Below are 24,721 nucleotides of genomic sequence, written 5' to 3' on the forward strand. Positions count from 1 at the left end.
CCGAACCCCGCCGGTGTGGCGGGGTTCGGCATTTTCCGGTGAGCGGCATCAGCGATTGATGGCGCGGTAAACCGCCCTTAGCCGGTTGGCCAGCAGCAGGCCGGTCATCACCCGACGTATCATCCGGCCGGTCGCGCGTGGCCGGGTGACCCCGCGCAACGATACCAGGCCCAGTGCGGCAATGGTCGGCGCCCGCCATTGCATGAGTTTCTGCCAGCCATGGTCGATCGGTGCGGTGGCCTCGCGCCAATCGCGCAGAGCCATGCCCATGTCGAGGCGCTGTTGCAGGATCTGCGTCTCGAGCTGATCGCGTCGCGCCAGGCGATCGTTATGCGTCATGCGATGACTCCAGCGCCTGACGATCCTGCTGCATGTGATGCAGGGTCGTTTCCATCAACTTGCGCTGATTGGCGATCTGCTTGGCCTTGGCCGCGAGCAATGCGGCAGCCAGCAATAGCACCAAGGAGCACAAGGCAATGGCCAGCAGGCGATGGTCGTCCCAGTAGAGGACGACCACCAGCAACAACAGCATGCCGACGCCGAACGAGAACAGGATCAGGCTGGCTCCGGCGAGCAACAGTAGCGAAAGCAGGCGGTCTCGCTCGAGTTCGAGTTCGAGCACGGCGAGACGTAGACGCGTCTCGCCCATGGCGACGACATTGCCGATCAGGCGTCGTGCCGCCGAAATGACACGCTCTGCCGGTCCCTGGCCATCGGTCATCAGCGACGTCCAAGCAGCAAGCCGATCACCACCCCGACAGCGGTGCCGACCCCGATGCTGGTCCAGGGATTCTCGTGGACGTAACGGTCGCACAGATCGGCGCTATCGAGAACGCCGTCACGCGTATCGTGGTAAAGCTTTTCACCGCGGGCTTCGAGTCTTCCGCGGGTTTCCTTGAGGCTCCGCTGGGCGCGGTCGCGCATTTCCTTGACGTTGCTGCGGGAGTCTTCGGCAGTCGCGTTGATCAACTCTTCGACAGTATGGGACAGTTGGCGGAGATCTTCCTTCAACTGAGCGGTGCTGGTGTTGTTATCATGCTGTCCGATGGGGAACATGGCCATGTGGTGTCTTTCCTTTGACGGTGAATAACAGTTTCATCATAGCAGCATGACTTGGTGTATCAACGGCTGCCGGGTATACCCGCCAGAAAGGTATTGAGGCTGAAACCGATGCCAAGACGCTGAACGTCGTTGTCATAGTCGATCAGGCTTTCTCCGTAGCCGTCGTAATATTGCACGTGGCCGCGAATCTTGCCGGCCAGCGGAAAGGAATAGTCGAGCTGTACGCCGTAGTTATGCTTGCCGGGGTTGCCCCTCACCATCACCGACAGCTCCTGGTCGCCGAAGGCCCGCGCGACGGTGATGTCGCCGTAGCCGACATAGCTTTCAAGATCGGGGTTGTCGTCGTTACTCTTGCTTTCGGGTATCCGCCAGTGTGGTGCGATGCTCACCGCCCAATCGCCGCGCTGGAACAGCAGGTCGGCGTAGACCCGGTTCCAACTGCGCGACAGTGGCTGTGAACGGCCGTTCGACTGATGGGCAAGGCCAATGCGGTTCAAGGTGTTGGTCCAACCGAGAAACGAGAGATCATTGTCGAAACTGACGAAGACCTCGGGCTCGTAATTGGTCTCGCGAAACGGCGCCGAGGCGTCGGAATTATAGGCCTGCCACCAGCTGCGCTGGGTGTAGGCGAAATACAGATCGCCGTTGTCGCCGAATAGATCGTCGAGCACGTTGATCTTGAGACTGAGCTGGAATTTCACCTCGGAGCTATCGGCCTCCGCGTCGTCGCTGATGGCGTTGAAAGCGCCCTGGTTGGGATCGGTGTTGTATGTCCAGGGCAGCAGATAATTACGCCGATAGGCGGTGATGGCCAAGGGGTTGCGGTTGGATTCGTTCTCGTATTCCCGACGCTTCTGCGCCTGCTCGAGTGCCGATTCAGTGGCGCCTCCCTGTTCGGCATCCTGGGCGATGGCCGCCAGGGGCAGCAGGGTGAGTGACGCGGCCAGTAAGAGTGAGATCGGCAGAGCGATCGGCGCAGCCATAGGGACATCCTGTAGGAAGACATTCGGATAGTCGTTTCTACCATGACTTGCCGGCAAGTCAATTCCCGGCGGCAATTGCCAAGGATCGTGGGTCCCCGCACAATCGCTTGGCGAAACAGTCGACAGTAAAGGCGGGCAGGCGTGGCGAATCAGCGGTGGTGGACAGGATGGCTGATGGCGATCGCAATGATCGCTTTGCTGGGTGGCCCGGCATGGGCGCAGGAGGACATGGCGCTGCCTGAACGGGACAGGGTCTCGCAGCGTCTGGAGACGCTCAAGGCCATCGACAAGCCCGACAGCAGCGAGCAGGCAGCCATGGATATCCTGCGTGGCGTGCTCGATACCTTCGACAAGCTGGAGGACATCGCCCAGGCGCGCACTGAGCTCGAACAGCGCCTCGAGCAGGGTCCCCAGGCGATCGAGCGGCTGCAGCGTGCTGCCCGGCAAGCCGAAAACGCCGAGCTGCCCAGCGCCGAGGCGCTGAAGAATACCCCCCGCGATGAACTCGAAGCCAACGTCAGCGAGATGCTTGATCGGCTGCAGAGCCTGCGCGATAGCCTGGCCGATGCCAATTCGCGGCTGATCGCCGCCCAGACCCTGCCCGAACGCGCCCAGGCGACGATCAGCGAATCGCTGGACAGGATCGAAGCGTTGCGCTCTGCCCGCGATCAGCTGCCGACCGGCGCGGACGGACCCGAAGTCTGGAAGATCCAGGTCGAGATGCAGCTTGCCGAGCGCGAACTGGCCCTCAAGCGTCGCCAGCTGGAGACCAACGCGCGTAGCCGCGAACTCGCCCAGCAACGTCGCGATGCGCTGATCAGACAGAACAAGGCGCTCCAGGACCGACTCGATCTGCTTCAGGCCATTCTCGACCAGCGCCGTCGCGAGGAACTCGAGTCGACGATTGCCGAAGCGGCCAGTCGCGACCCGTTGATCGCCAACGAGCATCCGATGGTGATGCGGGCTCAGTCGACAAACCGCGAACTCAGCCAGTCGCTGCTCGACGCCATCGATCGCCGCTATCGCTATGAACGCGAAGCCATCAAGGTGCGCACTCAACTGGACCGGGTGCGCCAGGTACAGCGCACCCTCAACGAGCAGATCGAGGCGATTCGCGGCAGCCTGCTGCTGTCGCGCATTCTGCGCGAACAGCGCAGCTCGCTACCCTCGATAGATGCCCAGGACGGGTTGCAGGAGGTCATCGCCGACGTGCGTCTCGAGCAGTTCGAACTGAGCCGTCAACGCGAGTCGCTGCGCGATGCTGAAGCGCTGGCCAGACAGCGGATCGGGGATGCCGACGTCGAGGCCACCCCGGCACTGCTCGATTCGCTGTCCGGCCTCTACCGGTCACGGCGTGAGCTCATCGACCAACTCGAGCAGGAATATGGCGAGCTGTTGACCACCGCGATCGATCTGCAGCTCACTCAGCAGCAGCTGGTATCGATCAGCCGTTCGCTGCGCTCGACCATCGAGGAGCAGTTGTTCTGGGTGGCCAATCGCAGCCCGCTCGATCTCGGCTGGCTACGCAAGCTGCCCGCCACGCTGGCCGCCAATGCCAGCCCGGCCATCTGGCAGGAGCGCCTGGCGGCGCTTTGGCAGCCGTTGCAGGCCAAGGCCCTGTGGGCGCTGCCGGTATGGCTGTCGGCGGGCGTGCTGCTGTTGCGTCGGCGACGGATCAAGCAACGCCTGCTGGCGCTGCATGACGAGATCGGCCGACTCAAGCGCGACACCCAGATGCACACGCCGCGGGCGATCGCCATGAATGCGTTGCTGGCCGCGCCCTGGCCGCTGGCGCTGGCCGGCGCCGGGCTGGCGCTGGCCAAGGGCACCGAGGGTAATGCGCAGCTGTTGGGCATGGCCCTGCTGCAACTGACATTGGCCTGGGGGGTGATCGAACTGGCGCGGCGGCTGTTGATCAGCGATGGCGTCGCGGTGCGCCATTTCCACTGGCCCGGCGGCTATGCCTCGCGGTTGCGACGGCTGCTGTGGTGGCTTGGTGTCGCGTTGATACCGGTGCTGTTGATCAGCACCCTGGCACGCGACAACGGTCCGACCCTGGCCGAGCAGCCGATCGCGCTGTTTCTGCTGCTGAGCGGGCTGCTGGCGTTGAGCGTGCTGATCGCCCGCTTGATCCTGGCCCACATACCGTTTTTCGGGACCAAGGTGTTCCGGCTGCTGCTGGGTCTGGCGCTGTCGCTGGTGACCGTGGTACTCGCCGGGCTGATCGTGATGGGTTACGAATACACCGCGCTGCAACTGGTCGGCCGCTTCGTGTTCAGCCTGTACATCCTGGGCGCCTGGATACTTATCGAGGCTGCAGTGGTCCGCGGCTTGGCGGTGGCGGCTCGGCGCCTGGCCTACCGGCGCGCGGTGGCGCGTCGCCGCGCCCAGGCCCAGGAGGGCGCCGAGGGCGGACTGGAGTTGATCGAGGAGCCGCCGCTGGATCTCGAACAGGTCAACCAGCAGTCGCTGCGGCTCTCCAAGCTGATCCTGTTCCTCGGTTTTACGCTGGTGCTCTACCTGGTCTGGGCCGACCTGCTGACCGCGCTGGCGTATCTCGACAGTATCGCCGTATGGACGATCGAGCAGGGCAGCGGCGAGGCGATCGGTCAGACGCCGATCACCATCGCCGACGTGTTGACCAGCCTGATCACGGTGGTCCTGACGTCATTGATGGCACGCAACCTGCCTGGCCTGCTCGAGGTGATGGTGCTCTCGCGGCTGTCGCTCAAGCAGGGCAGTGCCTACGCGATTTCCTCGTTGTTGTCGTATGTCATCGTCGGCACCGGCATCGTCATCGCGCTGGGTACGCTGGGCGTGTCATGGGACAAGCTGCAATGGTTGGTGGCGGCGCTGGGCGTGGGGCTGGGGTTCGGCCTGCAGGAAATATTCGCCAACTTCATCTCGGGGTTGATCATCCTTTTCGAACGCCCGGTGCGGATCGGCGACACCATCACGCTGGGCCAGTTGCACGGCACGGTCAGCCGTATCCGCATCCGTGCGACCACGGTGACCGACTTCGATCGCAAGGAGATCATCATCCCCAACAAGACCTTCGTCACCGACCAGCTGATCAACTGGTCGCTGTCGGACAACATCACCCGAGTGGTGCTGAATTACGGCGTGGCGCACGGCTCGGACCTGGATACGGTGCATCGGCTGTTGCGCGCGGTGGCGGACGACAACAAGCGCGTGCTCAAGGACCCCGAGCCGCAGGTGTTCTGCACCAGCTACGGCGCCACGGCGTTCAACTTCGAGCTGCGAGTCTTCGTCAACGACCTGCTCGACAGGCTCTACGCGGCCGACGAGATCAATCGCCGGCTGGATGCGCTGTTCCGCGAGCACGGCATTCGCGTCGCCTTCAATCAGATGGATGTCTGGCTGCACGACAGCGATGGCCAGGTGGCTCAGGTGAGCTCGCAAAGTGGCGCCGCCCGCCCGCTGGGCGGCGTTGACGAACCCCGGCGCAGACCGGGCCCGCGCGGGCAGTCCGATGCGGACGACGCTGAGACCTGACGGGCGGTCAGCGGCGTCGCGCGTGGAGCAGGAATTCGCGGTTGCCGTCGCCACCGCGGATCGGGCTTTCGCGCCAGGCTTCGACGCTGAAGCCATGCTCGACACAGCAGGCGTGGATGCGCGCCTCGACGCCAACATAGAGGCGTGTATCGCTGACGATGCCGCGTGCGTCGACATTGCCGGGGCCGACCTCGAACTGCGGCTTGACCAGCGACAGCAGATCGCCGCCGCCGGCCAGCAACTGCGCCAGTTGGGGCACGATCAGCGTCTGCGAGATGAACGAAACGTCCATGACCGCTGCCGTCGGTCGCAGCGGCGAGCATCGCTCGATGGCGGCGTGCAGTCGGGCATCGCCGGCCATTGCCCGGGCGTTTAGGCCTTCGATGCAGGTCACGCGGACAGCGTCGCGCAGCGTCGGATCGAGCTGGTCATGGCCGACTTCGATGCCGATCACGTGGACCGCGCCGCGTGCCAGTGCGCAATCGGTGAAGCCACCGGTGGATTGGCCGACATCCAGCACCACGCGCCCATCGAGACGTAGCTCCAGGGCATCCAGCAACGCCTCGAGCTTGAGTCCCGCGCGGGAGACATAGCGCTCCTCGGCGTCCTCGGCGATTACCAGGCGGCTGTCGTCGGGAACTTTCTCGCCGGGCTTGGTCAGCGGCCGCTGCGGGGCGTCTTCGAGGGTCACTCGGCCGTGACGGATGAGCCGCTGGGCGCGGGTGCGCGAGCGCGCCAGACCCAGCGCCAGCAGCAACTGATCGAGTCGCATCATCGGGCCGCCTCGCTGGGTGGTACGTCGAGCGCAGCGGCGGGTATGTCGGCGGGCGGGGTTGCGCGCTGGAACTCGCGCCTCCAGCGGCTCAGCAGCGCTTCGCGCTTGAGGTTGTCGAGGGTCGCCAGCAGGCCGGGGCCGATGTCGATCGGACGCAGCGCATCGCCCAGCCGCTCGCGCAGGGCATTGGCGCTCCCCGGGCCGTGCAGCGCCGGATGGATCGTCCCCAGTGGCGTGAGCTCGCCGATCGCGCGCTGGCCTTGCTCGCTCAGCAGGTAATCGAGAAAGCGGCGTGCGGCGTACGGATTGCGGGCATCCCGGGCGATGAAGGCCAGCCGGTGCGTCACCAGCGCATAGTCCTTGGGCACCACGACTTCCAGCTCGGGGTGCTCGCGCGCGAATTCCCGGGCGTAGCTGCCCAGCAGGTTGTAGCCGATCCAGTAGCGTCCTTGCGCCAGCCCCTCGAGCATTTCGCGGGTGGTGCCGACCAGCGCGGTATCGACCCGGCCGAGCGCGGCCACCAGCTCCCAGTAGCGTGGTGACAGGCGCGCCTCCTCGATGGCATAGCTGTAGCCGGCGCCGCTGGTTGCCGGATCATAGGTGACGACGCGCCCACGCAGCGCCTCGGCATGGCGCTCAAGGCGCTCGAGGAGATCGGCGTGGCTGTCGATCGCGCCGAAGCGTTCGGCGACGTCGCGGCGATAGACGATCACTACCGGCTCGAAGGTGATCGCGAACAGCTCCTGGCGCCAGCGCGCCCAGGCCGGCCAGGCGCGGGCCGCGGCGCTGTCGAGCGGCTGCGCATAGCCGTTGTTGGCCAGCCAGTACTGCCAGGGCATCGCCGAGGACATGACCACGTCGGCGCGCTCGGCGGCTCCCGCGTCGAGAAAGGTGCGGTATACCGCCAGGGTGGAGAGGTTGCGATAGACGATCCCGATATCCGGGTTGCGACGTTGGAAATCTTCCAGCAGCGGTGCGATCAACGGCGTATCGAGCGCGGCGTTAATGACCAGGCGCGAACGGGGCCGCTCGCCGTTCCGAGCCGGTCCGTCGTTGAGCGCTGGTCCGTCGGTTAGCGCGGGATAGTTCAATTGCGCCTGGGCGAAGGCGCCGAGACTCAGGCCGCTCAGCACAAGGCCGGCCAGCAGCGCGACCAGCCGATTGGTGTGGGGTGTCGTCATGCACGGTCTCCCAGGAATGTCATGGTCACGCGCAAGCCGCCGCCGCTGGCTTCGTGCAGGGTCAGTCGAGCGGCGTGGGCGCGGGCGATGCCATCGACGATCGCCAAGCCCAGCCCCGAGCCCTCGCCGGCGTTGCGACCGCGATGAAAAGGCCTCAGTACCAGCAAGCGCCATTCGGCGGCGATGCCCGGACCGTCGTCCTCGACCTCCAGGGCGGGCGGGGCGGCGCTCACTCGCACGGTGATGTGCCGCGCGCCATAGCGTCGCGCATTGTCGATCAGGTTGGCGAGCGCTTCCTCGAGCTGCCAGCCGATGCCCTCGATCAAGACGGGCTCGTCGGGTGCCTCAAGGCCCAGGTCGACGCCGTCGCGATAGCAGGCGTGCAGGGCGCTGCGGGTCGCCTCGCGAGCGATGGCGGTCAGTTCCAGGCGGCTCAGCTCGGGCTTGGCCTCGGGGTTGTTGAGTCGGGTCAGCGAAAGCAGCTGAACGGCCAGCCGGGCGGTGCGTGCACTGGCTTCCTGGATGGTTTCCAGGGCGCTGTGCCAAGCCTGGGGCTGGTCCTTGCGCAAGGCCAGCTCGGCGCGCGCCGAGATCCCGGCCAGCGGCGTGCGCAACTGATGCGAGGCGTCGCCGACGAAGCGTTCCTGGTTGGCGCGCACGCGGCGCATTCGCGCCAACAGCTCGTTGAGGGTCTCGCGCAGCTCGGCCAGTTCGCGGGGCAGCTCGAGGGACAGCGGGGCGAACGTGCGCGGGTCGCGTTCGCGAATCGCCCGGCGCAACCGGGTCAGCGGCGCCAGGGCGACGCGTACCGCCAGCAGCACCACGCCCACGGCGAGCAGGGCCATGGCGGCGATGCGCCCCAGGCTGCCCTGGAACAGCGCCCAGGTCAGCCGCTCACGGCCTTCGCGGGTGTGTGCGACGCGCACTTCGAAACGCTCGCGCTGGCTCCAGCCCTCGAGCTGCGAGGTGCGCACGGCGACGCGCAGCGCCATGCCGCGCCAGTTGGTGTCGCTGTACTGCAGCGGCTGAGGGTCGTCGCTCTGGCGGACCGGGGCCGGCAGATCGGCGTTGCCGGTGACGAATTCGCCACGCTCATTGTAGAGCGCATAGAAGACCCGCTCCTCGGCGTCGGTGGCGAGCATCTCGAGCGCCGCCGGGGGAAGATCCAGCCACAGTTGGTCGTCTTGCTTCTTGACCTGCTCGGCGATCGCCAGCGAGGCGGCCTCGAGCAGTCGGTCGAAGGCGCGGTCGGCGGTATCCCGCGCGCCCAGGTAAGCCTGGATGAGCATCAACGCGCCGAGCCCCAGCAGGGGCAGCAGCAGCCAGGCCATCAGCCGGCGGTAGAGGCTGCCACCGCCCGTCGTGGCGGCGTTGTTCTGCTCGCGACCGGTCATGTCGGTGCCAGCAGGTAGCCGAGGCCGCGCACCGTATGCAGCGTGACGTCGCTGTCGCCCAGCCGGCGACGCAGGCGATGGACATAGACCTCGATGGCGTTGTCGCCGAGCGCTTCGCCGGCAAAGGCTTCGCTGGCAAGTTGCCGGCGATCGATCGGCTCGCCGGCGCGGCGCATCAGGCAGCTCAGCAGGCGCTGTTCCCGCGGCGGGAGGCTGAGCGGCTCACCGCCCAGCGTGAAGCGCTGCGCCAGGCTGTCGAACACGAGACTGCCGACCTGCAGGCGCACGCCGGGTTTCTGACGACGCAGCAGCGCGCGCACCCGCGCCTCGAGTTCATCGAGCGCGAACGGCTTGGCCAGGTAATCGTCGGCGCCCAGGTCGAGTCCGCGCACGCGGTCCTCGATGGCGCCGCGGGCGGTGAGAATCAGCACCGGCGTGGCGCTGTCGTGATGGCGCAGGGTCTCGAGGATCTCGAGGCCACTGCGTCCCGGCAGGTTGAGATCGAGCAGGATCAGCTCGTGGCCATGCGGGGGGGCGGGGCTGGCCAGGCGCTGATAGCCGACTTCGCCATCGGCGATGGCGAGCACCGAGTAGCCTTCGAGGCGCAGGGCATCCTCAAGCGTTTCGGCGAGCAGGGCATCGTCTTCGATCAGCAGCAGTTGCATCAGCGAGCCTCCGGTGCGGCGGCCTGGCGGGAGGCGGGGCTGCGCGTCAGATCGCCCACGGCCGCGATGAGCCGGGCAGCGGCTTCCGGCGGCTGCAGACGGCCGGCGGGACCGGATAGCGACAGCCACAAGGCGCGGGATTCCAGCACGGTGTCCAGCGCCTGGCAGACCATGATGCCGCCAGCGAAATCAAGCGCCGGCGAGCGCGGGTCGCCGAGCAGCCAGTGCTCGCCGGGTCGCAGTTCATGGCGCAGCGCCACGCCGGGCATCGCGACGAGCAGGCACTCGGCGCGCCCGGCGGCGACTTCCAGCAGCGCCGCGGTTTCGCCGCTGTGCTCGGCCAGCGCATCGAGCGCCGGCTGGATCCAGGCCGCCAGCTGGCGGCCGGGCGGGTGACGCCGCGCCAGGCGTACCGGGCTGTGGCCCAGCTGGTAGCGTCCGTCGCTGCCGCGCTGGACATAATCGTAACGCTCCAGCGAGCCCAGCAGACGCAGCAGCGTACTCTTGTAGAAGCCGGTGGCACTGGCCAGGTCGGCCAGTGTGAAGCGCTCCTGGGGTGCATCGAAGACGTCGAGGATCGTCAGCGCTCGCTCTACCGCTTCAACCCGGTCCTGTGCCATGTCCGTGCCTTTCTCTCGATGCGCTTGTCGAACGTCGCTCGTGCGTTTCGCCGGGTTCAACTTTGGTATTAAGCCCCTGGATAGGCGTTGACTCGTGGAAGGCATCCGCCTAATTTCCATCCTGAGGAACGCCATTCTTCCTTACGGAATTGTAAGGTCAGCGGTCGAGTTCCTGCAAGCGATCCTTTCGCTCATCTTTTCTTTTCAAGGGGACTAGAACAATGTCGATGAGAATGCCTCTCAAGCTTCTTGCCGCTGCTTCGCTGACCCTGGTCAGCAGCATGACCATGGCCTTCGAGCCGCAAGGCAAGGTGGAATGTATCGCGCCCGCCGACCCGGGTGGCGGCTGGGACTTCACCTGCCGCAGCGTGGGTAACGTGCTCGAGGAGCTCGACCTGGTACCGGGCAGCGTGCAGACCGTCAACATGCCGGGTGCCGGAGGCGGTGTGGCCTACGCCCATACCGTCAGCAAGCGCGCCGGCGACGATCAGCTGCTCGTCGCGGCCTCGACCGCCACTACCACCCGCCTGGCCCAGGGCCAGTTTCCGGGCATGAACGCCGAACAGGTCAACTGGCTCGGAGCGCTGGGCGCCGACTACGGCATCATCGCGGTCGCCAAGGATTCCAAGTATGACGACCTCAACGAACTGATGGATGCGCTCAAGAAGGATCCGCGCAGCGTCAAGTTCGCCGGCGGTAGCGCCAAGGGTGGCTGGGACCATCTCAAGGTGCTGATCGCGGCGCAGTCGGCCGGCGTCGACAACCTGCCGCGGATTCCCTATCTGTCGTACAACAACGGTGGCGAAGCGATGACCCAGGTGGTCGGCGGTCAAGTCGATGCCTTCACCGGCGATATCTCCGAGGCCCAGGGGTTCATGGAGTCCGGCGACCTGCGCGTGCTGGCGGTACTGGCCGAAGAGCGCCTGCCCGGCAAACTCAGCGACATTCCCACCGCCAAGGAGCAGGGCATCGACGCCATCGGTGCCAACTGGCGCGGCTTCTACATGCCGGCTGATGTGTCCGAGGAAGCCAAGCAGTACTGGGTGAATGCGATCGATACGGTGTACAAGAGCGAAGAGTGGAAGTCGGTCATGAAACAGAACGGGCTGATGCCGTTCCATCCGGAGTCCGCCAAGTTCGAGCAGTACGTCAAGACCCAGATCTCTGATATCCAAAAGCTTTCCAAGGACATCGGGCTGATTAAATGACACTCAACGACCGCATCTTCGGAATACTGATGCTCACCCTGGCCGTCGCGTACGGCTGGGGTGCCACGCAGTTCCCGGTGCCGTTCGGCGGGTCGGAGGCCATCGGGCCCGAGACCTTTCCCATCATCATCGCGGTAGTGCTGGTGCTTTCCAGCCTCTACCTGATCGTCAAGCCGGATCCCGACAATGCCTGGCCCAAGAGCCGCACGGCGCTGGAGCTGGTCATCGCCGTGCTGGTGCTGATCGCCTACACGCTGTTGCTGGAGCCGCTGGGCTTTATCGTCTCCACCCTGCTGGCGGTGGGCACGCTGTGCTGGCGCATGGGTGCTGCTCCGGTGCGCGCCTATGTGACCGGCGGTGTGGCGGGCATCGTGGTCTTTGCCCTGTTCACCTACGGTCTCGACCTGGCCTTGCCGCTGGGTCTGCTTGGCGTATTGGAGGGAAGCTGATGGAAACCCTGGGGTATCTGATCGATGGCTTTGGCGTCGCGCTTCAGCCACATAACTTGATGTTCGCGTTGATCGGGGCCTTCCTGGGTACCCTGATAGGCGCGTTGCCCGGTCTCGGCCCGGCCAACGGGGTGGCCATCCTCATCCCGCTGGCTTTCAGCCTGGGCCTGCGCCCGGAAACCGCTCTGATCATGCTCACGGCGGTGTATGCCGGGGCCATGTATGGCGGCCGTATCTCGTCGATCCTGCTTAATATTCCCGGTGACGAGCCGGCGATGATGACCTGCCTCGACGGCTACCCGATGGCCAGGAAGGGCAAGGCGGCCGAAGCCCTGGCGATCTCGGCGATCGCCTCGTTCATGGGCAGTTTGATCGCCACCGTCGGGCTGATTCTGCTGGCGCCGATCCTGGCCAAATTTGCCTTGACCTTCGGGCCCGCGGAATATTTCGCGCTGTTCGTGCTGGCTTTCGCCACCCTGGGCGGCATCACCGGCAAGAACCCGGTCAAGACGATCCTGGCCGCGGCGATTGGCCTGATGATCGCCACGGTGGGCATCGATGCCACCGGCACCCAGCGCTATACCTTCGGTATGCTGAAACTTTACGAAGGGGTCGATTTCATTATCGCCATCGTCGGGTTGTTCGCGATTTCCGAGCTTTTGTTCTTCATCGAGGAGCGTGCCGGTGGCGGCAAGGGGAAGATGGTCGTCAACAAGCTCAAGCTCTCGTGGAAAGACATCCGTGAAATCATGCCGTCGAGCATTCGCGGCGGCGTCCTCGGCTTCATTGCCGGCGTGCTGCCGGGCGCCGGCGCTTCGCTGGGCAGCTTCATCGGCTATACCGTCGAGAAGAAGATCATCGGCAAGAAAGGCTACTTCGGCCAGGGCGACCCGCGCGGCGTGGCCGGCCCCGAGGCCGGCAACAACGGCGCCTCGTCGGGTGCGCTGGTGCCGATGCTGACCCTGGGCGTGCCGGGCAGCGGCACCACCGCCGTGTTGCTGGCGCTGCTGATCTCGATGAACATCACTCCCGGGCCGCTGATGTTCACCCAGAACGCGGATATCGTATGGGGCGTGATCGCGGCACTGCTGATCGGCAACTTCCTGCTGCTGCTGCTCAACATTCCGCTGGTGGGCATTTTCGTCAAGCTGCTGTCGGTGCCGCCAATGTACCTGCTGCCGATCGTCACCATGGTGGCCTTCGTGGGCATCTACTCGATCAGCAACTCGGCGTTCGACCTGTACTTCATGGTCGCCTTCGGCGTGTTCGGCTACTTCCTGCGCAAGCTGGAGATTCCCATGGTGCCGATCATCCTCGGTCTGCTGCTGGGGCCGGAGATGGAGAAGAATCTGGGCCATGCATTGACCCTCTCCGACGGTGACTGGACGGTGCTGTGGGACAGCGGGCTGGCGCTGGGCTTGTGGATCGTGGCGATCGCCGGGCTGATCCTGCCGGTCATCGTCGGCCCGATCCTGCGTCGCCGCATGCAGGCGGCCGCCGGCAATCAGCCGGACTGAGCGTCCGCGCTGCACTGAAGAATCACGGCCCCGCTGGCTGCTTGCTGGCGGGGCCGTCTTGCATGCCGGGTGGTCGAATAATCAAGAAGCGTGGGTGCAACTCAGCGGTGCGTTCAACGCGGACCGCTGTGCGCCTGCAGTTCGGCGGCCGGGACCCGGTCGGCGCCCCAGCTTCGATAGACATGGCCGATCACCCGATCGAGCTGCTCCTGGGGAATGTTGGCCAGCTCGCCGTGCTCCAGCGGGTCGTAATGGAAGATGTACAGCCGCGAGGCGAACTGCTCGAAGGGCAGCGAAGCCTCGCCGAAGCGCTCGCCGTGGCCCGAGGTGCTGACCTGGATGTCGTCGCCCCAGTCCTGGCCGCTGTCGTTGTTGGGGTTGAAGAAATAGGCGCGCATCACGTCCTGCGGATCCAGATTGACCCGCAGCAGGGTGATGGCGTGCCAGCCGATGAAGCGCGCCGCGCTGTCGGTCACCGCGATACCGGCAGGCTGCGGATGGATCAACGGCTGGTTGCCGTTGTAATAGGGGTGATAGCTGGCGTAGAAATGCCGCAGGAACTCCTCGAGGTCATGCAGCTGGCCGGTTTCGACGTCGACGTTGATGCGAAAGCCGCGGCCGGCCCACCAGCCATGGAATTCCGGATTGACCCAACGATGCGGGTCGCCCTCGCGACCGATGCAGCGCCGGCCCATCTCGGCATAGATGCGGTCGAGATGCGGCACGACGATCAGCGATACCGGGTCGAGATCCAGCGGCAGGTTCGAGGCCACGCCGGACAGGCTGGCCATCGACGACAGCGGCATGCCCTCGAAGTGCATGATGATCTCGTCGTCGCGGGCTGCCCAGGCGACCATCTGCAAGAGATAGTCGGGATCGTTGTAGGCCCACATCGACAGCGCCCGCGCCGATTGGCAGGTCGGGTTGTTGCCCTGGCCGACGCCCAGCGGCAGGCCAAGCATGCACAGCACGCCCTCGAGCAGCCGCGCGCGTGGCGCTACCGCATCGCCGTAGGCCATGCGGATGCGCTCCTGCGACCACGCGGAAACCGGCAAGCCGATCTGGCGCCACAGCGCCGGGGCGACCGGCGGCTGATAGAGGATGCCGCGCTCGAGCAGCAGCGCCAGACCGTAGACCGCCTGCGGCGTGGCGGCGTAAACGCCTTCCTCGATCAGCGCCTGAACCAGCTGTCGATAGCACAGCAGGCAGTCGCGGCCGGTCGCCGAAAGCCCCAGCGCCTCGGACAGCAAGTGATCGCCGTGGTCGAGCAGATAGCGCAACAGCACCGCATGATAGGCCGAGACCAGTCCGGTATCGTGCATGGCGCGGGCGAAACCGGTGGCTTCGTACTGCAGGGCGCCGCTATCCATCGCCTGCAGGCGTTCGAGGTAGACCTCGACCCCGGGATCCTCGCGAGATGCCTGAGTCGCGCCGAACAGGCTGCTGACCAGCCGGTCGGCGCCCTGGCCACTGTTGCCCAGGTCGATGTCGGGGTTGGCCTGGCAGAGGGCGATCTGAGTGATCATGCGCTTGATCGAATCGACCTGGATCGGTCGCTGTTGAAGGATGCGCCAGATCTCATCGATCAACTGGTCGATGACGTGCTCGTAGCCGATGGTTTCGGCCAGGTGCGCAAAAAGCGAGCGCGTCAGCAATGCCAGCCGGCCCTGGGTCTCGCGCTCGGCTTCGCTGGGCGCGGTGAACAGCAGCTCGAGATTGATCGCCAACACCTGGGTCAGATAGTGGTGAGCCTGCTCGGCGGAGATCAGCGCATGCTCGTAGCGGCCGCGCGCCACCGCCAGCAGCCGCAACTCGCTGAGTGCCTCGAGCACCACGGTATCGTTCGCACCGCCCTGCAGCGAATGCACGGTCAGCGAAGGCACCAGAATCTGCGGCTGGGCCCAGTCGGAGCCATTGAAAATCCCGGCCGCCTCGATCGCCTGGGCGCGTGCCTCGATGGCGGCGCAGCCGCCGGGCTGCAGCATCACCTTGCGGGCGCTGTCGAAGACCCGGCGCAGCTTGCCGGGCTTGGCGAAGTCGCGTGCCTTGGCGAGAATCTCGATGGCCTCGTCGAGCTTCGCCAGCAGCTCGTCCAGCTTGGTGCTATCGGCAGTGTGTTCGTCGTGGCTCGTCACAAGGGCTCCTTGTGCCCAACGGTACGGGCGCGATTATACATAGAAATCCAGCTCTTCCTGGCGCTTGAGCAGGTCGCGCATGGTGTGCGGGTCGTCGCCGAAGAAGTACAAAAGGCCCCAGTGCGTGCCGAAGGCCGTGCGCTTGGTGACGGTTTCCTCGAGTGGCGCGGTCAGTTCGTGGGACTCGAAGTAGGGGTGGTCCTCGGTCTCTTCGGGCATCTCCAGGCGGCTGACCACGCGACGCCGCGGATAGACCCCGAAACAGCCGGCGACGCCCTTGGCGTCGACCACTTCGCGGGGGAAGAAGTCGGTGATCTCCTGTTCGGTGGTCCTCGGGTCGAAGGACAGGATCAGCCCCTGGTAGGCGTTGAATCCGTAGGCCCGCTCGAGGAGTTCGAAGACCTTGAAGCCGGGCGGACGGTAGGCGACCTCGCCGAAGTACATCTCGCCGTCGCTGGTGACGAAGTACTCCGGGTGAACGAAGCCGAAGTCGATGTCGAAGGTCTTGATCAGCTTCTCGATCTGCCGGGTGATCGATTCGCGATATTTCTCGAGCTCGGGGGTCGCCGGGACGAACACCGAATAGCCCAGGGTCACGTACTCGGAGATGTTGAGAAAGCGGATCTTGCCGTTGTGGATCCACGCCTCGACGGCGAATTCCCAGCCATCGAGGTGCGATTCCATGAGCACCGGAAATTCCTCTTCGGGGATGGTGTCGACCTCGTCGGGTGTGCGGATAACCCGGTGCCCCAGACAGCCGGCCTTGTCGAAGGCCTTGAGGTGGATGGGGTCGTTGGGGTCGCCGTCGAGCTTGAGCAGCGTCTGGTTGACGCGCTTGAGAAAACGGATCACGTCGTCCCGGTCGTGCGCTTCCTCGAAGATCCCCACGCGGATGCCGCCCAACTGGGCGCGGCGCTTCATCAATGCCTTGTCGCGCAGCAACAGCGCCTGGCCATAGAGGCGCGGATTGTCGAGCAGTACCGAGTTGATCGCCCCGGCCCATTCCACGGTCTCCTCGTAGAGCGGAATCGCAACGTTGACACCCATCTCCTTGAGCGTCTCGGCGATTTCCATCGAACGATCGTTGAGACGCTCGAAGTTCCAGGGGACATACGGGATGTCGTGCAGCTTGCAGTAGTCTTCGGCCCATTCCGGTGCGACGACCACGTAACGCCGATCGAAGTTGTCGGCGGCCTCGACGGCGTTGAGGCTCCAGCCAAGCAATGCGACGTAACCCTTGTTCGGGTCCTTATCCATGGTCTATGCCCTCCGTGGGCTGTTCGTTGATCAGATTCGTCACTACCTAGCCTAGCCTACAAAGCATGCCTCTTGCTCGCCCCGGGTTTACCCTTGCTAGGGCTAAAAGCCGCTGTTATAGTGCGCCTCGCACTAGGCAAGTCGTTGAACGGATTGCCAGTTCGCGGATTGTCGAAAGGCTTCGAAGTTATCGCTAAAGCTTCTCGAACAATCGTCTATGGTGGCCCTATCGGTCCTCTCGCAACGCTAAACCGCAAACCCCGCCAGGCCCGGAAGGGAGCAACGGTAGTGGTGGCTGCGTGTGCCGGGATGTGGCTGATGGGGCCGCCTCCATTTCCGATCCCCGAAACCTCGCTTTTCCCCCCTGCGGCGAACCGCTAGAATGAATCGATTCGACGCGAATACGTCGTCGCTCCGGCGTCGCCACGTTTGTTCGCGCATATCCTCGGGGGCCTCACGGCCGACCCGACCCAGCCGCAAGGACTTCCGCGCTGCATGAGCTATCAGGTACTGGCCCGCAAATGGCGGCCGCGCACCTTCCATGAGCTGGTTGGTCAGGAGCATGTCCAGCGAGCGTTGATCAACGCCCTCGATCAGGGGCGTCTCCATCATGCCTATCTGTTCACCGGCACGCGCGGGGTCGGCAAGACCACCCTGGCGCGGATTCTCGCCAAGTGTCTCAACTGCCAGAATGGCGTGTCCTCGACGCCGTGCGGCCAATGCTCGACCTGCCGGGACATCGACGACGGACGTTTCGTCGACCTGATCGAAGTCGACGCGGCCTCGCGGACCAAGGTCGAGGATACCCGCGAGCTGCTCGACAACGTGCAGTACGCCCCCTCGCAGGGGCGCTACAAGGTGTACCTCATCGATGAGGTGCACATGCTCTCGACCCACAGCTTCAATGCGCTGCTCAAGACGCTCGAGGAGCCGCCGCCCCACGTCAAGTTCCTGCTCGCCACCACCGATCCCCAGAAGCTGCCGGTGACCGTGCTGTCGCGCTGCCTGCAGTTCGCGCTCAAGAACATGCCGCCCGAACGGATCGTCGAACACCTGGCCAAGGTGCTCGACGCCGAGTCGGTGCCCTTCGAGGAGCCCGCGTTGTGGCTGCTCGGCAAGGCGGCCGAGGGCTCGATGCGCGACGCCATGAGCCTGACCGATCAGGCGATCGCCTTCGGCCAGGGGCGCGTCCAGCACGCGGATGTGGCGGCGATGCTGGGGACGCTGGATCATCGCCATCTACTGGCGCTGGTCGAGGCGCTGGCCGAGGTCGATGCCGCGCGGGTACTCGCCGAGATCGCCAGCCTGGCCGAGCAGGGCCCCGACTTTGCCGGCGTGCTCGACGATCTGACCGGCATCCTGCATCGCCTGGCGATCGCCCAGATGGTGCCCGATGCGCTCGATAACGGGCATGGCGATCGCGAGACGCTGCTGGCGCTGGCGGCGCGGTTCACTGCCGAGGACGTTCAGCTCTACTACCAGATCGGCCTGCAGGGCCGCAGCGACATGGACAGCACGCCGGAGCCGCGCACCGCGCTGGAAATGACCCTGCTGCGCATGCTCGCCTTTCGCCCCCAGGGGGTGCCCAGGCCGCCGCAGACGCCCTTGCCGTTGCGCGGCGACTCGACCCCGCAGGCTGCGCCCGGCGAGGCGTCGCCCGGCGAGGGGGGCGCCGGAAGCATGGCGCAGTCGTCAGCCAGCCAGCAGGAACGCGCGGTGATGCCGATATCCGACGCGCCGAACGAAACGCCGCCGGCACCCGCCGAATCGCCGCCGACGGCCGCCGAACGCCCGCCCTGGGAAGCCGACGAGCAGCTCGCTGATCAGGCATCTACGCAGGCGCCTGCATTTCCCGAGCCGTCAGACGCCGCGCCGAGCGAGCCCCCGGGGATCGGTGAAGCCCATGGGGACGCTGTGCACGCCGCGCCGGGGGGGATCGATCATGTCGCCTGGCTCGAGCTGTTCCCGCGCCTTTCGCTGTCCGGGCTGACCCGCAACCTGGCGGCGCACTGCATGGTCGAGCACGACGATGGCAAGACGCTCCAGTTACGTCTCGACCCCGGTCAGGCGGCCATGAACGCCGAGGTGCACGTCGAACGGGTGCGCAAGGCACTGGCGGCGGCAGGCATCGAACGGCGGATCAGCATCGACTCCGCCGAGCTGCCGGCGGCCATCGAGACTCCCAGGTCGCGTAGCGACCGCGAGGCGCGCGAGCGTCATGCCCAGGCAGTTGAAGCGTTGCGCGATGACCCGCATATCCAGGAACTGGAGCGGACGTTCAGCGCGCGGCTGCTCGAGCAGAGCGTCGCGCCGCAGGCCGGGACGCCGACGGCCCGGTAGTTGCGATGCCGCGACCCGACGCGCCAACCACGTCAATCGACAGCCATAGCCACGAGGTGATCGCCATGTTCAAGGGCGGAATGGGCAACCTGATGCAACAGGCTCAGGAAATGCAGGAAAAGATGCAGCGCATCCAGGAAGAGATCGCCAAGTCCGAGGTGACCGGCGAAGCCGGCGCCGGGATGATCTCGGTGACCATGAACGGGCGCCACGACGTCAGCAAGGTGGTCATCGACCCGAGCCTGATGGACGAGGACAAGGAGATGCTCGAGGATCTGCTGGCCGCCGCGGTCAACGACGCGGTGCGCAAGGTCGAGACCAGCTCCCGCGCCAAGATGGAGGAAGCCACCGAGGGGCTCAATCTGCCGCCCGGCTTCAAGATGCCGTTCTGATGAGCTTTTCACCGCTGGTCGATCGCTTGCTGGAAGCGTTGCGCGTGTTGCCGGGCGTCGGCCCGCGCACCGCCCAGCGCATGGCGTTGCACCTGCTCGAGCGTGAGCGCGACGGCGGACGCCGGTTGGTCGAAGTGCTCGGCACGGCGCTCGAGCAGGTCGGTTACTGCCAGCGCTGCCGGACCCTCACCGAAGAGCCGACCTGCACGCTGTGTCGCAGTGCACGGCGCGATGGTGCGTTGTTGTGCATCGTCGAATCGCCGGCCGACATGCTGGCGATCGAGGATGCCGGGGGCTATCACGGCCACTATTTCGTGCTGCACGGACACCTTTCGCCGCTGGACGGCATCGGCCCCGACGACATCGGCCTCGCGCTGCTGGACGCGCGGCTCGACGAGGGCGGTGTCGAGGAGGTGATACTCGCCACCAACCCCACGGTCGAGGGCGAGGCGACCGCGCATTACATCGCCGAACAGATCCGCGAGCGCGGCTTGCGCCTGTCGCGTCTGGCCTATGGCGTGCCCATGGGCGGCGAACTCGAGTACGTCGACGGCGGTACCCTCAGCCGCGCCTTCAACGGTCGCTTGCCCTTCCAGGGCGATTGACCGCTCTTCGTTTCATTCACTGCAGGACATTCATGCCCCAGGAACCGATCAGTCACTGGATAGACACCCCCGATGCCCTCGATGCGGTCTGCGACGAACTCGCCGACGTCCGCTGGCTGGCCGTGGATACCGAATTCTTCCGCGAGTCGAGCTTTTATCCGGTGGCCGCGCTGATTCAGCTGTCGGCTGGCGAGCATGCCTACCTGGTCGATCCTCAGGCGCTTGCCGCGACGCCGGCGGTATGCCGGCTGCTGGGCCCCGAAGGGCCGGTCAAGCTGCTGCATGCCAGCAGTGAGGATCTCGAGGTGCTGTTCAACTGGAGCGGGGTGGTCGTGCAGCCGCTGATCGATACCCAACTGGCCCAGGGGTTGCTGTCCGAAGACCCGGCGATCGGCTACCAGCGGCTGGTCGAGCACTGGACCGGCGACAGCCTGCCCAAGGGCGAAACACGCTCGGACTGGCTGGTGCGGCCGCTCAGCGAGGCCCAGCGGCGCTATGCAGCACTCGATGTGATCTACCTGCCGACGCTCTGGGAGGCGCAGCGACAGGCATTGCTCGAAAGCCAGCGACTGAGCTGGCTTGAAGCCGACTGCGCCGCGCTGGTGGCCCAGGCTCAGCGCAGCCTGGACAGCGACGGCGAGTGGTTTCGCCGCCATCGCCAGCTGTGGCGGCTCGGCCCGCGCTCGATCGCCGCCTATCAGCGCCTGACCGCCTGGCGTGAAGCCGAGGTGCGTAGCCGCAATCTGCCGCGCAACTGGCTGGTCAGCGACAAGGTGCTGTTCGCCGTGGCCGAGCGCATGCCGGCCAACCGCTACGAACTGGCGGCCGTGGAGGACATCAAGCCAAGCCTGGTCAAGCGCGAGGGCGATGCGTTGCTGGCCTTGGTCCGCGAGGCGGCGCAGCTCGATGAGGCCGAACTGCCGCCGGCCTTGCCGTCGCCGCTGTCGGGGCCGTTCAAGAAGCGTCTCAAGCGGCTCAAGCGCTGTGTCGGCGAAACCGCCGAGCGGCTCGGCGTGGCACCCGAGGTACTGGCCCGACGCCGCGAACTGGAGGCGCTGGTGGCTGCCGATCTCGAGGGCCGGGCGTTGCCGCTGCCCGACGGCTGGCGCGGCGAGCTGCTCGCCGAACCGCTACGCCAAGCGCTCGATGGCGCCGCTGTCGATGCCCAGGGCTCGGTATAGCAACGCGACGAGGATCGCCAAGATGGACAAGCGTTTATGCGAAATATTCCGTAGTCCGCGCAAGGACGAGATATATCTGTTCGTCGACAAGCGCCAAGGTTTCGACGCGGTGCCCGAGGCGCTGCTCGAGCGTTTCGGCAAGCCGCAGCCGGTATTGACCCTGCTGCTGGGCCCCGAGCGCTGGCTGGCGCGGGCCGATGCCGGCGAGGTGCTGGCGGCCATTGCCGACAAGGGCTACTACCTGCAGATGCCGCCGGGCAAGGATGACTATCTACTCAACCTGTATCGGGCGCCGGCCGAGCTGCCCGACTAGCCAGCAGGGTCGGTGTCGCATCGCCGACCGGGGAGTGCGTGTTGCGAGAGCGTTTCTGGGAGCGTTACTCGCTCGCCGAACTGACCGGCGAGGAGTGGGAGGCGCTGTGCGACGGCTGCGGGCGCTGTTGCCTGCACAAGCTGGAGGACGAAGAGAGCGGCGACATCGCCACCCTGGATGTCGCCTGCCAACTGCTCGATATCAAGGCGTGCCGGTGCAGCGACTATGCCAATCGCAGTGCCCGGGTTCCCGGCTGCGTGCCGCTGACCCGCGAGCGGGTCGCGCAGTTTCGCTGGTTGCCGGCCAGCTGCGCCTATCGGCGTCTATCGGAGCGGCGTGGGCTGGCCGATTGGCATCCACTGGTCTCGGGCGATCCCGGCAGCGTGCAGCGTGCCGGGATCGGCGTTGCCAGTTTCGCGATCGCCGAGGACGCCATCGACGAAGCCGACTGGGAAGATCGCATCATCGACATCCTGTCGATCGACGAGTGACGCCCCTCGTCGCGAGCTAGTCGCGGCTCTCCGCAAGGCCCAGTGCCCAGAGCAGGAACGCGTCTTGACGGGCGTTGTCCTTCCAGGCCTTGAAACGCCCCGAGGCCCCGCCGTGCCCCGAGCTCATGTCGCTACGTAGGAGGATCGGGCGGCGATCCGCGGGGCGGCCCTCCGCGGGGCGGCCCTCCGCGGGGCGGCCCTCCATCGGGTCGTGCCCAACGGCGGCCAGGTGCGCGCCGCGTAGTTCGTTGAGCCGGGCATAGAGCTTGGCCGGTTCCCAGTAGGGCACTCGCGAGTCATGCCAGCTGCCCTGCAGGAAGAGCGCCGGGTAGGGCTGGTCGCTGAGATTGTCGAGTGGCGAATAGTCGCGAATACGGCGTCGCGCAGCGGGCTCGTCGGGATTGCCCCATTCGGTGTATTCGGCGGTGGTCAGCGGCAGGTCGGGGTTCTCCATGGTCCGCAGCACGTCGACGAACGGCACGTCGAGGACCGCCGCGCAGAAAGCGCCGGGATCGAGATTGAGACTCGCCCCCACCAGCAGGCCGCCGGCGCTGGCGCCGTAGGCGGCGATTCGTCGCTCGTCGGCGAGGCCGGCCTCGACCAGCGCCTGACGGGCGGCGAGGAAATCGCGGAAGCTGTTCGCTTTGTGCTCGAGCTTGCCGGCCAGGTACCAGGGTTCGCCGCGATCGCCGCCGCCGCGCACATGGGCGACGGCGAACGCCGCGCCGCGCGACAGCAGCTCGAGCCGGGCGATCGAGAACCATGGGTCGAGCACCTCGCCGTAAGCGCCGTAGCCGTAGAGCAACGTGGGCAACGCCTTCGCGCCGAGCAGGTCGGCCCGCGCCACCACCGATACCGGGATGCGCTCGCCATCGTGGGCGGTGGCCCACAGGCGCCGACAGGCCAGTTGCTCGGGCGCCAGGTCGCCGTGGACCGGCTGGGCCTTGAGCAGGCGCCGTGTGTCGCCGTCCAGGTCGTGCTCGATCCAGCGCGGCGGCAGGGTGAACGACTCCTCGCGCAGGCGCAGGCGGCGCGTGGCGAAGTCGGGCATGTCGCCGAGCGCCACACTGCAGGGCGCCTCGGGCAGCGGCAGGCGCCGGTCGCCGCTAATGGCGTGATTCGCGTCGAAGCTGACGATGCGCAACTGCACCTGGGCCTGGTCGTGGTCGCGCTCGGTGATCACCAGGCCCCAGGCGAAGGCGTCGACACCTTCCAGGGTCTGAGCGTGGCGATGGGCGATCAATGCTCGCCAGCGTTCGGGGCTGTCCTCCTCGGCCACGTCAAGGCGAAAGTGCGTCGCCTGACGATTGTGCAGAACGTAGAAATACCCCGGGCGATGCTCGAGCGCGTACTCGACGCCGGTTTCCCGGGGGCGTACGCAGCGTGGCCGGGTGTGCGGCGCGGCGGCGGGAATCAGGTGGCACTCGGAAGTATCCTTGGAGGCGCTCTCGAGCACCAGCCAGGTCCGCGAGCGGGTCTTGCCCAGACCGACCCAGAATTCGACATCGCGCTCCTCGAACAGCATCACCGGCTCGCCGCCGTGAATGTCCAGCCGCCACACGCTGGCCGGGCGTTGAGTGGCGTCGTAGCGGGTGAACAGCAGCGTGCGATCGTCCTCGGCCCAGGTCAGCTCGGGGCCGATGCCTTCGAGCACCAGGCGCGGTTCGCCGTCGGGCAGGGCGCGCAGATACAGATCGAAGTATTCGTCGCCGCGGCTGTCCTCGGTCCAGGCCAGGCGGTCCTCGGCGGGCGAGATCGCCAGGTCGCCGAGCTCGAGGAAATGCCGCTCGTCGGCACGTGCCTCGAGATCCAGCAGGCACTCCGGGCGCTCGGCGTGGTCATTGGGGTGGCGCCACCACACCGGATAATCGGCGTCGGCGGCCGTCTCGCTCCAGTAGGTGTAGCGTTCGAGGGGCGTGCGCAGGCCGCTGACCGCGAGCTCCCGGCGCGCCAGGTGGCCCTGGTAGAGCGCCTCGATTAGTGGCTTAAGCGGCTCGAACCAGTCGTCGCATTCACGATTGGCGGCTTCGAGAAAGGCCGCCACCTGCGGATCGTCGCGCTGTTCAAGCCAGTGCCAGTCAATATCCGCGGAGCGCCTGAAGCGCGTGATCGGGGCCTCGGGCGGTGTTGGAACGGGCTGCTGTGCTTTCATTGGACGCGGTGTACCATGATGAACAAAACGTGTAGAGGGAGAACCTGGAGCAATGCTGATTTCCGACTCGATGCCACTTCTCTGGTTCAGTTACGTGGCATTGTCGCTGGTCGTGCTGATTACCGGCTACCTGGCGATACGCTGGTTGCCGAGGTTGCCGCGGTTCGTCGTCACCGGCGTGGTGGCAGGGCTGGTCTGGATACCCAGTAGTTTCACCCTGCCGCTGCTTGATGCGGATGCGACCTATCATGGCATGGCCCCGGCGGTGGTGGTAGCCGGCATTGCCTTCCTGCAAGGCAACATGGCTGCACTGGGAAGCGCCGCCGCGTTGTTGCTGCTGGGAACGGTGCTGGGCGCGGCACTCGGCGTGCTGGCCTGGTGGGGGCTGCGTCGCCGTGCCAGCCCGGACGCGGGCAACGATGACAGTGCGGGCGACGATCACGACCCGGCGTCGACGCCGCGGCGTGAACCGATCATTGGCTAGG

Annotated in this window: 23 protein-coding genes and 1 other RNA gene; 12 read left to right on the plus strand and 12 right to left on the minus strand. The window is 66.0% G+C overall.

Annotated features, from left to right (window positions below; genetic code table 11):
• Positions 1 to 48: 48 nt before the first annotated feature.
• From K7I12_RS06210 to K7I12_RS06225, 4 genes are read right to left on the minus strand one after another with little or no spacing between them, the layout of a single operon-like run.
• Positions 49 to 339, minus strand: a complete 291-nt coding sequence (locus K7I12_RS06210) for a YqjK-like family protein (protein ID WP_051907367.1) — start codon at positions 337 to 339, stop codon at positions 49 to 51.
• Positions 329 to 721 carry a phage holin family protein gene (locus K7I12_RS06215; protein WP_031382981.1) on the minus strand — a complete coding sequence of 131 codons (393 nt, stop codon included), beginning with the start codon at positions 719 to 721 and terminating at the stop codon, positions 329 to 331. The genes K7I12_RS06210 and K7I12_RS06215 overlap by 11 nt, the downstream gene beginning before the upstream one ends.
• Positions 721 to 1,062 (minus strand): DUF883 family protein, encoded by a 342-nt coding sequence (locus K7I12_RS06220; protein WP_201448174.1) that lies wholly within the window; start codon positions 1,060 to 1,062, stop codon positions 721 to 723. The genes K7I12_RS06215 and K7I12_RS06220 overlap by 1 nt, the downstream gene beginning before the upstream one ends.
• 59 nt (positions 1,063 to 1,121) lie before the next feature.
• Complete coding sequence (locus tag K7I12_RS06225) at positions 1,122 to 2,045, minus strand: phospholipase A (protein ID WP_035575146.1); 924 nt, start codon at positions 2,043 to 2,045, stop codon at positions 1,122 to 1,124.
• A 174-nt stretch (positions 2,046 to 2,219) separates the two neighbouring features.
• Between K7I12_RS06225 and mscK the strand changes: the two genes are divergently transcribed.
• The gene (gene mscK, locus K7I12_RS06230; protein ID WP_084173337.1) at positions 2,220 to 5,561 is read left to right on the plus strand and encodes a mechanosensitive channel MscK; all 3,342 of its coding nucleotides are present in this window, start codon (positions 2,220 to 2,222) and stop codon (positions 5,559 to 5,561) included.
• A gap of 7 nt (positions 5,562 to 5,568) precedes the next feature.
• On the opposite strand, the gene K7I12_RS06235 is transcribed toward mscK, so the two are convergent.
• From K7I12_RS06235 to K7I12_RS06255, 5 genes are read right to left on the minus strand one after another with little or no spacing between them, the layout of a single operon-like run.
• Positions 5,569 to 6,336: a TlyA family RNA methyltransferase gene (locus K7I12_RS06235; RefSeq protein ID WP_231663469.1), complete on the minus strand. Its 768-nt coding sequence runs from the start codon at positions 6,334 to 6,336 to the stop codon at positions 5,569 to 5,571.
• On the minus strand, positions 6,333 to 7,517 hold the full coding sequence (locus K7I12_RS06240; RefSeq protein WP_231663471.1) for an ABC transporter substrate-binding protein: 1,185 nt from the start codon (positions 7,515 to 7,517) through the stop codon (positions 6,333 to 6,335). The genes K7I12_RS06235 and K7I12_RS06240 overlap by 4 nt, the downstream gene beginning before the upstream one ends.
• On the minus strand, positions 7,514 to 8,911 hold the full coding sequence (locus K7I12_RS06245) for a sensor histidine kinase (protein WP_231663473.1): 1,398 nt from the start codon (positions 8,909 to 8,911) through the stop codon (positions 7,514 to 7,516). The genes K7I12_RS06240 and K7I12_RS06245 overlap by 4 nt, the downstream gene beginning before the upstream one ends.
• Positions 8,908 to 9,576 (minus strand): response regulator transcription factor, encoded by a 669-nt coding sequence (locus K7I12_RS06250; protein WP_231663475.1) that lies wholly within the window; start codon positions 9,574 to 9,576, stop codon positions 8,908 to 8,910. The genes K7I12_RS06245 and K7I12_RS06250 overlap by 4 nt, the downstream gene beginning before the upstream one ends.
• Positions 9,576 to 10,196, minus strand: coding sequence for a helix-turn-helix domain-containing protein (locus K7I12_RS06255; protein ID WP_231663476.1), 621 nt, complete (start codon positions 10,194 to 10,196; stop codon positions 9,576 to 9,578). The genes K7I12_RS06250 and K7I12_RS06255 overlap by 1 nt, the downstream gene beginning before the upstream one ends.
• Before the next feature lie 227 nt (positions 10,197 to 10,423).
• Between K7I12_RS06255 and K7I12_RS06260 the strand changes: the two genes are divergently transcribed.
• Genes K7I12_RS06260 through K7I12_RS06270 form a run of 3 tightly spaced genes read left to right on the plus strand, consistent with a single transcriptional unit; the run spans position 10,424 to position 13,370 of the window.
• On the plus strand, positions 10,424 to 11,404 hold the full coding sequence (locus K7I12_RS06260) for a Bug family tripartite tricarboxylate transporter substrate binding protein (protein ID WP_422723641.1): 981 nt from the start codon (positions 10,424 to 10,426) through the stop codon (positions 11,402 to 11,404).
• On the plus strand, positions 11,401 to 11,853 hold the full coding sequence (locus tag K7I12_RS06265) for a tripartite tricarboxylate transporter TctB family protein (protein WP_031382991.1): 453 nt from the start codon (positions 11,401 to 11,403) through the stop codon (positions 11,851 to 11,853). The genes K7I12_RS06260 and K7I12_RS06265 overlap by 4 nt, the downstream gene beginning before the upstream one ends.
• Complete coding sequence (locus K7I12_RS06270) at positions 11,853 to 13,370, plus strand: tripartite tricarboxylate transporter permease (RefSeq protein ID WP_031382992.1); 1,518 nt, start codon at positions 11,853 to 11,855, stop codon at positions 13,368 to 13,370. The genes K7I12_RS06265 and K7I12_RS06270 overlap by 1 nt, the downstream gene beginning before the upstream one ends.
• A gap of 113 nt (positions 13,371 to 13,483) precedes the next feature.
• On the opposite strand, the gene K7I12_RS06275 is transcribed toward K7I12_RS06270, so the two are convergent.
• Both K7I12_RS06275 and K7I12_RS06280 read right to left on the minus strand, forming a co-directional pair.
• Entirely contained in the window at positions 13,484 to 15,505 is a 2,022-nt protein-coding gene (locus K7I12_RS06275; RefSeq protein ID WP_231663478.1) for a hypothetical protein, read from the minus strand.
• 33 nt (positions 15,506 to 15,538) lie between these two features.
• Positions 15,539 to 16,762, minus strand: coding sequence for an ATP-grasp domain-containing protein (locus K7I12_RS06280; protein WP_231663480.1), 1,224 nt, complete (start codon positions 16,760 to 16,762; stop codon positions 15,539 to 15,541).
• Positions 16,763 to 16,989: 227 nt separating this feature from the next.
• Here K7I12_RS06280 and ffs point away from each other — a divergent pair.
• The 7 genes from ffs to K7I12_RS06315 all read left to right on the plus strand — a co-directional run bounded on the left by ffs (position 16,990) and on the right by K7I12_RS06315 (position 22,084).
• An RNA gene (ffs, locus tag K7I12_RS06285) (signal recognition particle sRNA small type) lies at positions 16,990 to 17,086 on the plus strand.
• Positions 17,087 to 17,257: 171 nt separating this feature from the next.
• Entirely contained in the window at positions 17,258 to 19,102 is a 1,845-nt protein-coding gene (gene dnaX, locus K7I12_RS06290) for a DNA polymerase III subunit gamma/tau (RefSeq protein WP_031382995.1), read from the plus strand.
• Positions 19,103 to 19,167: 65 nt separating this feature from the next.
• Positions 19,168 to 19,494 (plus strand): YbaB/EbfC family nucleoid-associated protein, encoded by a 327-nt coding sequence (locus K7I12_RS06295; RefSeq protein ID WP_031382996.1) that lies wholly within the window; start codon positions 19,168 to 19,170, stop codon positions 19,492 to 19,494.
• The gene (gene recR / locus K7I12_RS06300; protein WP_031382997.1) at positions 19,494 to 20,099 is read left to right on the plus strand and encodes a recombination mediator RecR; all 606 of its coding nucleotides are present in this window, start codon (positions 19,494 to 19,496) and stop codon (positions 20,097 to 20,099) included. Before K7I12_RS06295 ends, recR begins: the two co-directional genes overlap by 1 nt.
• A gap of 32 nt (positions 20,100 to 20,131) precedes the next feature.
• Positions 20,132 to 21,280, plus strand: a complete 1,149-nt coding sequence (rnd, locus tag K7I12_RS06305; RefSeq protein ID WP_231663482.1) for a ribonuclease D — start codon at positions 20,132 to 20,134, stop codon at positions 21,278 to 21,280.
• A 22-nt stretch (positions 21,281 to 21,302) separates the two neighbouring features.
• A complete protein-coding gene (locus K7I12_RS06310) occupies positions 21,303 to 21,593 on the plus strand; it encodes a YcgL domain-containing protein (protein ID WP_231663484.1) in 291 nt (96 codons plus the stop codon).
• A 41-nt stretch (positions 21,594 to 21,634) separates the two neighbouring features.
• Positions 21,635 to 22,084: a YcgN family cysteine cluster protein gene (locus K7I12_RS06315; RefSeq protein ID WP_231663486.1), complete on the plus strand. Its 450-nt coding sequence runs from the start codon at positions 21,635 to 21,637 to the stop codon at positions 22,082 to 22,084.
• 16 nt (positions 22,085 to 22,100) lie between these two features.
• Here K7I12_RS06315 and K7I12_RS06320 read toward each other — a convergent pair whose 3' ends face one another.
• Complete coding sequence (locus K7I12_RS06320; RefSeq protein WP_231663488.1) at positions 22,101 to 24,236, minus strand: S9 family peptidase; 2,136 nt, start codon at positions 24,234 to 24,236, stop codon at positions 22,101 to 22,103.
• A gap of 52 nt (positions 24,237 to 24,288) precedes the next feature.
• On the opposite strand from K7I12_RS06320, the gene K7I12_RS06325 reads away from it, so the two are divergent.
• Complete coding sequence (locus K7I12_RS06325; RefSeq protein WP_031383002.1) at positions 24,289 to 24,720, plus strand: hypothetical protein; 432 nt, start codon at positions 24,289 to 24,291, stop codon at positions 24,718 to 24,720.
• Position 24,721 lies beyond the last annotated feature (1 nt).

Origin of the sequence: Halomonas sp. IOP_31, from assembly GCF_021151495.1 — a bacterium.
GTDB classification, from domain to species: Bacteria; Pseudomonadota; Gammaproteobacteria; order Pseudomonadales; family Halomonadaceae; genus Modicisalibacter; species Modicisalibacter zincidurans.